Consider the following 12,580-nt stretch of genomic DNA (forward strand, 5'->3'; position numbering starts at 1 on the left):
AGATCAGCACGCGGCCGTTCCAGCTCGTGACCGGCCGCAAGTGGGAGGGCTCGGCTTTCGGCGGCGCGCGCGGCCGCACCGACGTGCCGAAGATCGTCGACTGGTACATGGACGGCAAGATCAACATCGACGACCTGATCACGCACAAGCTCAAGCTCGAAGACATCAACCAAGGTTTCGACCTGATGAAGAGCGGCGAGTCGATCCGCTCGGTGGTGATGTACTGATGGCACTTCAAACGCTTGCCGAGCACGCCTGCTTCGGCGGCGTGCAGGGCTACTACCAGCACCCCTCCGAAGAGACCGGCACGCCGATGAAGTTCGGCGTGTTCGTGCCACCGCAGGCGCAGGCTGGCCCGGTGCCGGTGCTGTTCTTTCTTGCGGGCCTGACCTGCAGCGAAGAGACGTTCGCGATCAAGGCCGGTGCGCAGCAGCACGCGGCCGCGCACGGGCTGATGCTCGTCACGCCCGACACCAGCCCGCGCAGCACCGGCATCGAAGGCGCCGACACGTCTTGGGACTTCGGCACCGCCGCCGGTTTCTACCTCGACGCCACCGCCGCGCCCTGGAGCAAACACTGGCGCATGGGCAGCTACGTGACCAGCGAGCTGCGTGCGCTGGTGCTGAAGCACTTCAAGGCCCGCGCTGACCGCGTCGGCCTGTTCGGCCACTCGATGGGCGGGCACGGCGCGCTCACGCTCGCGCTGAAGAACCCGGGTCTGTACCAGAGCGTCTCGGCGTTCGCACCGATCGCTGCACCCACGCAATGCCCGTGGGGCGTGAAGGCATTCGGCGGTTACCTCGGCGACGACCGCGCGGCCTGGGCGCGCCACGACGCGACCGAGCTCGTGAAAGCCGGCGCGCGCACGCCACCGCTGCTGGTCGACCAAGGCCTGGCCGACAAGTTTCTCGCCGAACAACTGCACCCGCATCTGTTCGAGGCCGCGTGCGCCGCCGCCGGCCAGCCGCTCACGCTGCGCCGCCACCCAGGCTACGACCACGGCTACTTTTTCATCTCGACCTTCATGGCCGACCACATCGCGCACCACGCGCGCTTTCTGAACGCTGCATGAGCCGGAAAACGCGCCAGCGGGCCGCCGCGCCGGGCCGCCCCAAGCAAGGCCCGCCCCTCTCGGAGGGTCGCCCGCAGTACTCGGCGGGCGGGGTGTGGTCATGACGCAGCAGCGCAACCCGCTGCACGGGCTCACGCTCGAGGCGATCGTCACCGAGCTGGTCGCCCACTTCGGCTGGGCCGCGCTGGGCCAGCGCGTCGCCATCAAGAGCTTCACCACCGACCCGAGCATCGCGTCGAGCCTGAAGTTCCTGCGCAAGACACCGTGGGCGCGCGAGAAGGTCGAGAGCCTGTACCTGTTCATGCGGCGCGAGCAGGCGCGCGCCGTGAAGGCCCAAGCGGCGACTCCTCCGCGTGAAGTCGTCGTCGCGCCTTTCGGCACCTGGGCTTCGCCCGTCACCACCGAGCTGATCGTCGGCGAGACCATCCGCCTCGGCCAGCTCGCGGTGCTGGGCGACGACGTGTTCTGGACCGAAGGCCGGCCGCAGGAGCAAGGCCGCAACGTGCTCGTCTGGTGCAGCGCCGACGGCCGCACGCAAGACCTGACGCCGGCGCCGCTGAACGTGCGCAGCCGCGCGCACGAATACGGCGGCGGCGCTTTCACGGTCGGGCGGCGTGCCGGCTTCTTCGTGAACGACGCCGACCAGCAGCTCTGGCGCATCCGCGCCGGCGAAGAGCCGCAGGCGCTCACTCACGCACCAGGCCAACGCCACGCCGACGCGGTGATCGACGCGCTGCACAAGCGCCTGGTCTGCGTGCGCGAAGACCACACGGCAGGCGGCGAAGCGGTGACCACGATCGTCGGCGTGAAGCTCTCGAACGGTGCCTCGACCGTGCTCGCCAGCGGCCACGACTTCTATTCGTCGCCGCGCCTCAGCCCCGATGGCCACCACCTCGCGTGGCTGAGCTGGGACCACCCGAACATGCCCTGGGACGGCACCGAACTGTGGCTCGCCGACGTGCTGGCCGACGGCTCGCTCGGCACGCCATCGAAAGTGGCCGGTGGCCCGAGCGAATCAATCTTCCAGCCGAGCTGGTCACCCGCCGGCGAGTTGCACTTCGTCTCTGACCGCAGCGGCTGGTGGAACCTGTACCGCGTGCGTGGCGGGCAGGTGCAGCCGCTGCACCCGATGGCGGCCGAGTTCGGCGTGCCGCAGTGGGCTTTCGGCATGTCGACCTACGGCTTCGACGCGCGCGGGCGCATCGTCTGCACCTTCGTCGAAGCGGGTCGCTCGAAGCTGGCATTGGTTGACGCCGAAGCCGGCACGTTCGAATTGATCGACACGCCCTGTTGTTCGATCGCCGAACTGCAGGTCGGCGCCGACTTCGTGGCCTTCGTCGGCGCCAGCGAGACCACGCCGGCAGCCGTGGTGCGGCTCGATCTGAAGACACGCACCTGGCGCACGCTGCGGGCGTCGAGCCGCGCCACGCTCGCGGCCGAACACGTGTCGGTCGCGCAGGCCATCAGCTTCCCGACCGAAGGCGGGCTGACGGCGCACGCCTTCTACTACCCGCCCACGAATGCCGGCCACCGCGGCCCCGAAGGCGAGCGCGCGCCGCTGATCGTGATCGACCACGGCGGGCCCACCAGCGCCAGCGGCGCCGAATTCAAGTGGGGCTTGCAGTACTGGACGAGCCGCGGCTTTGCCATCGTCGACGTGAACTACGGCGGCAGCAGCGGCTACGGCCGCGCCTACCGCGAGCGCCTGAGCGGCCGCTGGGGCGTGGTCGACGTGGACGACTCGGTGAACGCGGCGCGTTACCTCATCGCGCGGGGTGACGTCGATGCCGACCGCGTCGTGATCCGTGGCGGCAGCGCCGGCGGCTACACCACGCTGTGTGCGTTGACCTTCCGCAGCTTCTTCAAGGCCGGCGCCAGCCACTACGGCATCGGCGACCTGGAAGCGCTGGCGAAAGACACGCACAAGTTCGAGTCACGCTACCTCGACAAGCTGGTCGGCCCTTACCCCGAGCAACGGGCGCTCTACCTCGAGCGCTCGCCGGTGCACCACACCGGGCGGCTGAACAGCCCGATGATCCTTTTCCAGGGGCTCGAAGACAAAGCCGTGCCACCGGCCCAGGCGCAGGCCATGTTCGACGCGGTGCGTGCCAAGGGCCTGCCGGTGGCGCTCTTGATGTTCGAAGGCGAGCAACACGGGTTCCGGCGCGCCGAGACGATCCGGCGTGTGCTCGAAGCCGAGCTCGCTTTCTACGGGCGCGTCTTCGGTTTCACGCCCGCCGGCCCGCCCGTTCCGCTGGAGGTCCACAACCTCTGACGATCGCGCGCCAACGCCTGCTTGCACCTTGATGCGCCTGCACACAGTGCAACAGGCTTCATCGACTACGGTTGTGCCTGATCAACAGGACCAACGATGAAACTTCAGTGGCGCACCGCGTGGCAAGGGCAGGAGATCGTGGTCTTCCGCGAAGACGAAGAAGTCGACCGCTTCGACGCGGCGCAGATCGAGCGTGTGATCTTCGTGCACCAGGACAGCGGCGATTCGCCGGGTGATCTGGTGCTGGCCGTGGTCGAACTCGCTGGCGAGCACCTGCTGCTGCCGGCCGACACCGGCTTTGCCGGGCGCGTCAACTTCGAGCGCCAGGCCTGGTGGACCGAGCGTGCGTGTGTGTACTGGGTCAACGAAGCGCAGGCAGCGTTGCCGCTGAGGCTGCGGCGCGGGCGCTGGTTCCTGGGGTTCTCGGGGCCGACCTACGCGCGCCTGCCGCGCGCCGAACTGGCCGCGCTGATCGAGCGCTGGCCGGTTCAGGGGCCGCAGACCTGGGAGCAACGCAAGTGGCGGCGCATCGAACGCAACCGGCCGTTCGCACCCGACGACGACACCCAGCTGCGAGCCTGACGGGCAACAAAAAACCCGGCCGAGGCCGGGTTTTCTGGCGGTGAGCGCCGGGTTGCCCCGGTGCCCGCCTGTCGGGGCTCAGGCCGCCGGCTTGTCGGCCTTCATGGCCTTCTTGGCCTTGGCGGTCTTCTTGGCCTTCTTGGCCGGAGCAGCCTTGGCCATCGGAGCGGCTTCCTTGGCCATCGGCGCGGCAGCCGGGGCAGCAGCGGCGGCGGCCGGGGCAGCCTTGGCAGCGGGGGCAGCAGCCGGGGCGCTGGCTTGGGCGAAAGCGCCCACGGTGAACAGGGAAGCGATCAGGGCGGCAACGATTTTGTTCATGGTGTATTCCTGCAGGGGAACTGGATAAAGAGCACATGCTCCGGGGTGACAACGCGGCCGCTCCGCCCCCGGTTGACAGCCTTTTTCAGAAAGTTCCCTGCCCGCCCCGGTTTTTCTTCAGACGAAACGGCCTTCGCGCACCCACTTGGTCGCGACCCACTTCTCGCCTTCGACCACCGGCGCGCCGCCGTGCAGCGAGCGGGTGCTGGCATGCGCCCGGTCGTAACTGAAGAAGACGGCATTGCCCTTGACCGGCGCGACTTCGAGTTGCACGTCGGGGAAGATCGTGGCGCCGCCGCGTTCGGGTGTGTTGAGGTAACAGACGAGCGAGGCCACCCGCTGCCCGCCGCGCTTCAGGATGCTGGGCGTGCCCGGCTGCGACGGGTCGAAATAGTCGTAGTGCGGCTTGTATTCGGCGCCGGGGCCGTAGCGCAGCACCTGCAAGCCTTCGCCGTTTTCGAGCGGCCAGTTCATCAACGCCGCCATGCGCGCTTCGACGCGCGCACACACGGCGTGCTCGCCGCGCTCGAAGAACATGCCCTGGCTGGTGCGGGCTTCGTTGACTTCGCTGGAGCCGGTTTCGGTCTGCACGGTTTCAGACCGCGCCAGCCGCGCGCGGGCGAGCGTGATGATCTCGTCGCACTCTTCGTCGGAAATGAGGTTGGCGAAAACCACGACCCGCGGGTTGTGCAGGCTGGTGAGCACCGTGACTTCGCGGTCGACGGCCCACAGCCGCGTGCGCGTGCCTTCGGGCAGGGGTTCGGGCACCGGCACGGCGGGTGGCAATGCGGCCAAGCGGCTGCGCTCGGCCAGGTGTTCACGCAAGGTGTCTTCGAGGGCCGTGATCGCCACGTCTTCGTTCCAGCCACTGGTCAGCATCGACTGCAAGACCGCCTCGGGCGGCTGGCCGGCGGTGGCCTGCTCGATGATCCACTGGCGCAATTCGGGGGTGACGGGCTGCGAACTCATGGCCCGCATTTTGCCAAACTCAGGTGGCCTGGCGGCGCCGGAAAACGAAGCGGTCGGCGCCGGAGGCCGAGGCGTCGAAGCCGTAACCTTCGGCGTCGAAACGTTTCAGCCCGGCCGGTGTGGCGATGCGGTTCGTGATCGCATGGCGCGCCATCAACCCGCGTGCGCGCTTGGCAAAGAAGCTGATGACCTTGTAGCCACCACCTTTCCATTCCTCGAACACACATTCGATGACCCGCGGGCGCAGGGCCTTGCGGTCGGCGGCGCGAAAGTATTCCTGCGAGGCCAGGTTCACGATCACCGGCGAAGCGTCGGCTTCGGCGCGCGCATTCAGGTGTTCGGCGAGCGTGTCGCCCCAGTACGCGTACAGGTCCTTGCCGCGGGCGTTGGGCAAGCGGGTGCCCATCTCCAGCCGATAGGGCTGCAGGCGGTCGAGCGGCCGCAACACGCCGTACAGGCCGCTCAGGATCGCCACATGGTCTTGCGCCCAGCGCAGGTCGGCGGCGCTCAGCGTGGGCGCCTGAAGGCCGCCGTACACGTCGCCGTCGAAGGCCAGTGCCGCGGGCTTGCTGTTGCGCGGCGTGGCCCGGCTGCGCCAGGCCCGGTAGCGGGCCACGTTCAGCTCGGCCAGCGCCGGCGACAAGCTCATCAGCCCGGCGATCTGCTCGGGCGTGTGCTCGCGCAGCAGCCCGATCAGTTCGGCCGAACGGTCTAGAAAGGGTGGTGTGGTGGCGCCCTCGAGCGCGTGCTCGGGGGTCGGGGTCTGATAGTCGAGCGACTTGGCGGGCGAAAGCACGTACAGCATGCCCGCGATTATCGCGAGCCGTGCCGCGCCGCCGCGTCGCGCGGCTTACTTCTTCGCGTCGTTGACGGCGTCTTTCACCTTGTCGGCGGCCTTGTCGACCTGATCACCGACCTTCTGGGCGGCGTTGTCGAGGCTCTTGCCGGCACGCTCGGCCGGGCCTTCGGCGGGCTGGCAGGCGGCCATGGCGAGCGAGCAGGCGGCGACGAAGATGAAGACGGAATTGCGCGGGGTGAACATGGCGGGTTTCTCCTGAAGTGCGGTGTTGTCGTGTTGTCTTTGGGGTGCGGCTCGTGGGATCGGCTGCACTGGAAGGAATTCTGCTGATGGCACCGCGCCGCGTCATTCGGACGCGCTCGCGACACGCTGTCGGCTCTTTCCTACAGCGCCCGGGCCCGCGCCGTTTGCCGGTTGCCCGCTGTCACCTGAAATCGCGGCTGCGACTCACCAGCCCGCCGAGCAGCCCGGTGTGGTCGATCGCCTTCACCACCACCAGGTGCCTGACCACGTTGTCGCCCTCGCCCTGGCATTGCCAGCGGCCGAACAGCGTGAGCAGGCGGGCGGCGAGCAGCGGCTTGCGTTGCGATTCGACCACCGCCGGCCAGACGATCGCGTTGACGACGCCGGTGTCGTCTTCGAGCGTGACGAACATCGTGCCCTTGGCGGTGCCGGGCCGCTGCCGGTGCGTGACGAGGCCGCTGGCGCGCGCCAGGCGCCCGTTCGGGTACCCGTTCAACACCGCGGCGGGCTGCACGTGGAAGCGGTCGAGCTGCTCGCGCAGCAAGGCCAGCGGGTGGCGCTGCAGCGTGAGGCCGAGCGAGCGGTAGTCGGCGAGCGTGCTCTCGGCTTCGGCCGGCGCAGGCAGCACGATCGGCGTTTCGTGGACGCGGGTCTCGCGCAGCATCGGCGTGGGGCGTGTGTCGATGCCGGCCACGGCCCAGGCGGCCTGGTGGCGGTGGCCGGTGAGCGCACGCAGCGCATCGGCCTGCGCCAGCGCCTGCAGGTCGCGGGCATCGAGCAAGGCACGGCGGGCCAGGTCTTCGGGGTTGGCGAACGGCGCCTCGGCGCGCGCGGCCACGATGCGCGTTGCCGCCGCGGCCGACAGACCGCCCACGCGGTCGAGGCCCAGGCGCACGGCGTGCAGCGAAGCACCCGCCACCGCACCCACCACCCCGGCCGGCGCTTCGAGCGTGCTCTGGCAGGCGCTCACGGTCACGTCGACAGGCCGCACTTCCACGCCGTGGCTGCGCGCGTCGCGCACCAGCTGCGCGGGTTGATAGAAGCCCATCGGCTGGCTGTTGAGCAGCGCAGCGAGAAAAGCGTCGGGGTGGTGGCACTTGAGCCAGCAGCTCACGTAGGCCAGCAGCGCAAACCCGGCGGCGTGGCTCTCGGGGAAGCCGTATTCGCCGAAGCCCTGGATCTGCTTGAAGATGCGCTCGGCGAATTCTTCGGGGTAGCCCTTCTCGACCATGCGCACGACGAGCCGCTCGTGGTAGTGCCCGAGGCCGCCCTTGCGCTTCCACGCGGCCATCGAGCGGCGCAGTTCGTCGGCTTCGCCGGGTGTGAAGTCGGCCGCCAGGATCGCGATCTGCATCACCTGTTCCTGGAAGATCGGCACGCCCAGGGTGCGCTCGAGCGCCACCTTGATCTCTTCGCTGGGGTACTGGATCTGCGCCTTCGGCAAGGCCCGGTTCAGCAGGTAGGGGTGAACCATGCCGCCCTGGATCGGCCCGGGCCGCACGATCGCCACCTCGACCACCAGGTCGTAGTAGTTGCGTGGCTGCAGGCGCGGCAGCATGCTCATCTGCGCGCGGCTCTCGATCTGGAAGGTGCCCACCGTGTCGGCCCGGCAGATCATGTCGAAGGTGGGCGTGTCGTCGTCGGGCACGTCTTGCATCAGGAACTCGCGCCCGAGCTTGTGGCCCACGAACACGAGCGCGCGCCGCAGCGCGGTGAGCATGCCGAGCGCGAGGATGTCGACCTTGAGCAGGCGCAACTCGTCGAGGTCGTCTTTTTCCCACTGGATCACGCTGCGGTCTTTCATCGCGGCGGTTTCGACCGGCACCAGTTGCGCGAGCAACCCGCCGGCGATCACGAAACCGCCGGGGTGCTGGCTCAGGTGGCGCGGAAAGTCGAGCAGCTGGCGGGTGAGCTCGATCCACAGCTTCGTGAGCGGGGCCTGCGGGTCGAAGCCCGCTTCCTGCACGCGCGTGTTGTCGACCTCGCTGCCGTCGAACCAATGCATGCTCTTCGACAGCAGCGCGGTGCGTTGTGCGTCGATGCCGAGCGCACGCCCGACGTCGCGCAGCGCCGAGCGCGGGCGGTAACGAATGACCACGGCCGTCAGCGCGGCGCGGTGCCGGCCGTATTTGCCGTAGATGTACTGGATGACCTCTTCACGCCGCTCGTGCTCGAAGTCGACGTCGATGTCGGGGGGCTCGCCCCGCTCGATGCTCAAAAAGCGCCCGAACAGCAGGCTGGCGCGCCGCGGGTCGACCTCGGTGATGCCCAGGCAATAACAGACCAGCGAATTGGCGGCGCTGCCACGCCCCTGGCACAGGATGCCCTGGCTGCGCGCCCAGCGCACGATGTCGGCCACGGTCAGAAAGAAGCGCTCGTAATCGAGCTGCCGGATCAGCACGAGTTCGTCTTCGAGCTGCTGGCGATATTTGTCCGGCAAGCCGAGCGGGAAGCGGCGTGGCACGCCTTCTTCGGTGAGCCGGCGCAGGTAGCTGCCCGGCGTTTCGCCGGGCGGCACGATCTCTTGCGGGTACTCGTAGCTCAGCTCGTCGAGAGAAAAACTGCAGCGGCCGGCCATCACCAGGGTGTTGTGCAGCCACTCTGGCTTGTAGAGCCCGGCCAGGCGCAGGCGCGAACGCAGGTGCTGTTCGGCGTTCGATTCGAGCTGCGCACTGCACTGCGCGACCGGCTGCCTGAGCCGCGTGGCGCTGAGCACGTCTTGCAGCGGTTTGCGCGAGCGCACATGCATCAGCACGTCGCCGGTGGCCACGATGGGCAGGCCGATGTGCTGCGCCACCTGCTCGACGAGCTTCAGCAGGGCTTCGTCGCCAGGCCGGCGCAACAGCGACAGCGCGATCGCGGCGCGGTCCTGGAACCAGGTCTTGAGCCACACCGCGTGGGCCCACACGGCCTCGAAAGACTGCGACGCATCGGGCACCAGCAAGGCCAGGCACTCGGGCAGGCCGGCGAGCGTGGGGGCGTTCGGGATCTTGCCTTCCACGTCGCCGGGGTGTGCGAGGTATTGGCCTTTTGCGGCCCGACGCCGCGCCACCGTGATCCAGTGCGACAGGTTGCCGTAACCCCGCCGGGTTTGCGCGAGCAGCACGAGGCGCGCGTGGCGCAGCGGACCCGGCGGCTCGTGTTGTTGTTGCGACTGGTGCTGCCGCCGCGGCGGCGCTTGTTGTTGTTGCTGCTGCTGCGTGAGCTGCATCTCGGCACCGACGATCAGGTGCAGCTTGTGCTCGCGCGCGGCGACATGCGCACGCACCACCCCCGCCAGCGAACACTCGTCGGTGATGGCGAGCGCGGCATAACGCAGATCGCACGCGCGCTCGACCAGCTCGGCCGGGTGCGACGCGCCGGTCAGGAAGCTGAAGTTGCTGCGGCAGTGCAGCTCGGCGTAGCCGGGAAGCCGCGGGCTCATGGTGGTGACAACGCCGACTGCGCGCCGTGCCGGCGGCCTCAGCCCACGCTCGCAGCGGCCACGGCGCGGCCGTCGATGTCGAGCTGCCAGCGCTGCGCATCGGGCAGCCCGGCGCGCAGCGCATCGAGCGGGCTGCGCACCGCACCACCGCCGAGCTTGAGCACGTGGGTGTAGATCATCGTGGTGCTGACATCGGAGTGGCCCAGCAGCTCCTGCACGGTGCGGATGTCGTAGCCGCCTTGCAGCAGGTGCGTGGCGAACGAATGCCGCAGCGTGTGCGGCGTGGCCGCCCTGACGATGCCGGCACGCTCGACCGCGCGCTTGAAGCCACGCTGGAACGTCTGCTCGAGCACATGGTGGCGGCGCACGACGCCGCTGCGCGGGTCGGTCGACAACTCGAGGTGCGGGAACACCCAGAACCAGCTCCAGGTCGACCCGGCGCGCGGGTATTTGCGCTCGAGCGCATCGGGCATGTGGACACCGGCGTGGCCGGCCTCGCGGTCACCAGCCCACAGCAGCCTCGCGCGCGCCATCTGCTCGCGCAGCGCCGGTGCCAGCGACGCCGGCAACATCACCACACGATCCTTCGCGCCCTTGCCCTCGCGCACTACCAGGGCCTGGCGCTCGAAATCGAGGTCTTTCACGCGCAGGCGGATCGCCTCCATGATGCGCATGCCGGTGCCATAGAGCAGCTGCGCCAGCAGCCGGTGCTGCGGATCGAGCGCCATCAGCAGCAACCCGATTTCGTCGTGCGTGAGCACCACCGGCAAACGCACCCGGCTCTTCGGCCGGCCGATCTCGGCCAGCCAGGGCAGGTCGAGCCCCAGCACCTGGTGGTACAGGAACACCAGCGCCGACAGCGCCTGCTTGTGCGTGGCCACCGCCACCTTGCGCTCGCCGGCCAGCCACGCGAGATAGGCCTCGACCTCGGGCGCGCCCATCTCCTGCGGGTGGCGCAGGCCGTGAAAGCGCACGAAAGCGCGGATCCAGTGCACGTAGGCATCCTCGGTGCGGATGCTGTAGTGCAGGTAGCGGACACGCTCGCGCACCTGATCGAGCAGGCGGGTGGCATGCAGTGGCGGGAACGTGCGGACCGCAGGACCCATGTAGGCGCCTTCATCCTGATTGAGTACTGTTCTTTTATACAGTAAAGTAACCCCGAAGAACACCCCCGCAGCGAGCACCGTCAAGGCACCCAGACCACCCGCACCGACCCCGACGACTGCGCCGACAACACCGCCGTGAACGCGGGCATCAACCCCGGATCGCTCATGCCCAAACGAGACAAGGCGCGGATGCGCATCACCAAGACACTCTTGCCGGGCGCCACAGGCGCCCTCAAGCTGGCGCGAAAATTCGGCGCCAAACTTCTCTGCGTGCGGCACCGCCAAGACGACAAGGGCCACTACCGCCACGTCACGGTCGAACTGGTGGTCGAACGTGTGCCGATACGCCCCCGCTCCGAACGCCTCGTCAGCGTGAACATCCACCCCTCAAGAACCGCACTGCAGGCCCGCGCCCGCGCCGGTGGCGCCCGATGGGACGGCAAGGCTAGACTCTGGCGAATGCCGAAACCCCTGGCCCTCCGCCTCGGCCTGCGCGACCAGATCGTCGAAACCCAGCCATAGATGGCCGCCCATCTATGGCCATTTATTGCCATCTATGCCCATATCCGACTGTCTATGGCTAGGTGGGCTTGATGTCTAAATCACGTTAGGCGTCGAAGTACCTCCGATCAAAGCCCGGCTCAGATCGAAGGCGGCTTCTCGTTCTTGTCCGCGAGTGGCCTCACCGCGATCCGCGATTGCGCAAGCAAGAGCTGTGTCGCCGCGCGCATCGACGTATTCACCTCACATCGAACGGTCGCAGGTCGCGAGCTGCTACGGTCGATGTGCTGTCCAGCACCTTTCACGGTTAGCGCGGGCCGCCCGTCCCGCTTCGCTGGCGGTCAGCGCACGCGTGGCGGCACTTCTACTGTCCGGCCGCTTGCTTTCGTCTACCGTGCCAACGCACCGTCGTGCACAATGAACCGCATGAGTACAAAGGCTCAAGGTTGCGGCTCTGCCACGTCAGGCATCTTCTCTGGCCAAGCCACAGAAGGTCGCGCCAGCGCAACCCGACCGACGCCTAACCATTCCTTCAAGCGGACCCGCCTACGGCGGTCCGCTTAAGTCAAACGTTAGGCGTCACAAAAGAGCGCCCATGCGTGAGAGGGCTAGACTTCGATTCATGCAAATCACTTGTCCGCCCGCACCGGCCTGCATGGCGTTGTTCGCAAACCTAGCCATAGATGACCTCCCATCTATGGCCACTTGTTGCCATCTATGCCCACATCTGGCTTTCTATGCCCATGTGGGTTTGATGTCTAAATCACGTTAGGCGTCGTTACACGTGAATGCAGAAAGTCTCGCTGTCGTCGAACTCAAGGCCTTCGTCCCGGCAAAGGACTTCGCGCTTTCTATGGAGTTCTATCAAGCACTTGGCTTCACTCGCGCCTCAGTTTTCGAAGATATTGCCTACTTCCACTGTGGCGAGTCGAGTTTCTTGCTGCAAGACTTCTTCGTTCAAGAGCACGCCGCGAACTATCAAATGCACTTGCTTGTCGAGAGCGTCGATGCGTGGCACGAGAAGTCCAAGGCAGTTGCAGCACGCTTCAATGTGAAGGTGGGAGAGCCCCAGACTCAACCCTGGGGAATGCGAGACTTCACTCTCTTCGATCCAAGCGGCGTCTTGTGGCGCATTGCGCAGAACATTCCGAAGCAGGCATAGAGTTGAGCATCTCCACCGCGACGCCTAACCCTTCGGTCAACCGGACGCTCCACGGCATGCCAGCTTCAGGCCCTCCATTTCATTCTGGGCCTTACGCCGTCATGCCGTTCCGCGCCGGTTACCTCAAAC

11 protein-coding genes and 1 pseudogene are annotated in these 12,580 nt (G+C 67.6%); 6 read left to right on the top strand and 6 right to left on the bottom strand.

Annotated features, from left to right (window positions below):
* The 4 genes and pseudogenes from AC30PD_RS07800 to AC30PD_RS07815 all read left to right on the top strand — a co-directional run.
* Positions 1 to 227, top strand: a pseudogene (locus AC30PD_RS07800) (S-(hydroxymethyl)glutathione dehydrogenase); the annotation flags it as partial.
* Complete coding sequence (gene fghA, locus AC30PD_RS07805) at positions 227 to 1,072, top strand: S-formylglutathione hydrolase (protein WP_489535084.1); 846 nt, start codon at positions 227 to 229, stop codon at positions 1,070 to 1,072. The pseudogene AC30PD_RS07800 and the gene fghA, both read left to right, overlap by 1 nt.
* A 100-nt stretch (positions 1,073 to 1,172) precedes the next feature.
* Positions 1,173 to 3,347, top strand: a complete 2,175-nt coding sequence (locus AC30PD_RS07810) for a prolyl oligopeptidase family serine peptidase (RefSeq protein ID WP_489535085.1) — start codon at positions 1,173 to 1,175, stop codon at positions 3,345 to 3,347.
* A gap of 96 nt (positions 3,348 to 3,443) precedes the next feature.
* The gene (locus tag AC30PD_RS07815; protein WP_489535086.1) at positions 3,444 to 3,929 is read left to right on the top strand and encodes a hypothetical protein; all 486 of its coding nucleotides are present in this window, start codon (positions 3,444 to 3,446) and stop codon (positions 3,927 to 3,929) included.
* Between the two features lie 78 nt (positions 3,930 to 4,007).
* Here AC30PD_RS07815 and AC30PD_RS07820 read toward each other — a convergent pair whose 3' ends face one another.
* The 6 genes from AC30PD_RS07820 to AC30PD_RS07845 all read right to left on the bottom strand — a co-directional run bounded on the left by AC30PD_RS07820 (position 4,008) and on the right by AC30PD_RS07845 (position 10,788).
* On the bottom strand, positions 4,008 to 4,247 hold the full coding sequence (locus AC30PD_RS07820; protein ID WP_489535087.1) for a hypothetical protein: 240 nt from the start codon (positions 4,245 to 4,247) through the stop codon (positions 4,008 to 4,010).
* Between the two features lie 117 nt (positions 4,248 to 4,364).
* Positions 4,365 to 5,216 (bottom strand): 2OG-Fe(II) oxygenase, encoded by an 852-nt coding sequence (locus AC30PD_RS07825; protein WP_489535088.1) that lies wholly within the window; start codon positions 5,214 to 5,216, stop codon positions 4,365 to 4,367.
* Positions 5,217 to 5,235: 19 nt separating this feature from the next.
* The gene (gene yaaA / locus AC30PD_RS07830; protein ID WP_489535089.1) at positions 5,236 to 6,021 is read right to left on the bottom strand and encodes a peroxide stress protein YaaA; all 786 of its coding nucleotides are present in this window, start codon (positions 6,019 to 6,021) and stop codon (positions 5,236 to 5,238) included.
* A gap of 45 nt (positions 6,022 to 6,066) precedes the next feature.
* A complete protein-coding gene (locus tag AC30PD_RS07835; RefSeq protein WP_489535090.1) occupies positions 6,067 to 6,258 on the bottom strand; it encodes a hypothetical protein in 192 nt (63 codons plus the stop codon).
* 181 nt (positions 6,259 to 6,439) lie between these two features.
* A complete protein-coding gene (locus AC30PD_RS07840) occupies positions 6,440 to 9,682 on the bottom strand; it encodes an error-prone DNA polymerase (RefSeq protein WP_489535091.1) in 3,243 nt (1,080 codons plus the stop codon).
* 38 nt (positions 9,683 to 9,720) lie between these two features.
* A complete protein-coding gene (locus AC30PD_RS07845; RefSeq protein WP_489535092.1) occupies positions 9,721 to 10,788 on the bottom strand; it encodes an integron integrase in 1,068 nt (355 codons plus the stop codon).
* 135 nt (positions 10,789 to 10,923) lie between these two features.
* On the opposite strand from AC30PD_RS07845, the gene AC30PD_RS07850 reads away from it, so the two are divergent.
* Both AC30PD_RS07850 and AC30PD_RS07855 read left to right on the top strand, forming a co-directional pair.
* Positions 10,924 to 11,310 carry a hypothetical protein gene (locus AC30PD_RS07850; RefSeq protein WP_489535093.1) on the top strand — a complete coding sequence of 129 codons (387 nt, stop codon included), beginning with the start codon at positions 10,924 to 10,926 and terminating at the stop codon, positions 11,308 to 11,310.
* 763 nt (positions 11,311 to 12,073) lie between these two features.
* Entirely contained in the window at positions 12,074 to 12,451 is a 378-nt protein-coding gene (locus AC30PD_RS07855; protein ID WP_489535094.1) for a VOC family protein, read from the top strand.
* Positions 12,452 to 12,580 lie beyond the last annotated feature (129 nt).

The organism is Rhizobacter sp. (assembly GCF_032229685.1).
Taxonomy (GTDB): Bacteria; Pseudomonadota; Gammaproteobacteria; order Burkholderiales; family Burkholderiaceae_C; genus LMDS01.

Excerpts from the sequence above, each read along its gene's own strand:
- AC30PD_RS07845 (WP_489535092.1), bottom strand. The coding sequence starts at position 10,788 with ATGGGTCCTGCGGTCCGCACGTTCCCGCCACTGCATGCCACCCGCCTG.
- AC30PD_RS07840 (WP_489535091.1), bottom strand. The coding sequence starts at position 9,682 with ATGAGCCCGCGGCTTCCCGGCTACGCCGAGCTGCACTGCCGCAGCAAC.
- AC30PD_RS07825 (WP_489535088.1), bottom strand. The coding sequence starts at position 5,216 with ATGAGTTCGCAGCCCGTCACCCCCGAATTGCGCCAGTGGATCATCGAG.
- AC30PD_RS07810 (WP_489535085.1), top strand. The coding sequence starts at position 1,173 with ATGACGCAGCAGCGCAACCCGCTGCACGGGCTCACGCTCGAGGCGATC.
- fghA (WP_489535084.1), top strand. The coding sequence starts at position 227 with ATGGCACTTCAAACGCTTGCCGAGCACGCCTGCTTCGGCGGCGTGCAG.
- AC30PD_RS07835 (WP_489535090.1), bottom strand. The coding sequence starts at position 6,258 with ATGTTCACCCCGCGCAATTCCGTCTTCATCTTCGTCGCCGCCTGCTCG.
- AC30PD_RS07815 (WP_489535086.1), top strand. The coding sequence starts at position 3,444 with ATGAAACTTCAGTGGCGCACCGCGTGGCAAGGGCAGGAGATCGTGGTC.
- AC30PD_RS07820 (WP_489535087.1), bottom strand. The coding sequence starts at position 4,247 with ATGAACAAAATCGTTGCCGCCCTGATCGCTTCCCTGTTCACCGTGGGC.
- yaaA (WP_489535089.1), bottom strand. The coding sequence starts at position 6,021 with ATGCTGTACGTGCTTTCGCCCGCCAAGTCGCTCGACTATCAGACCCCG.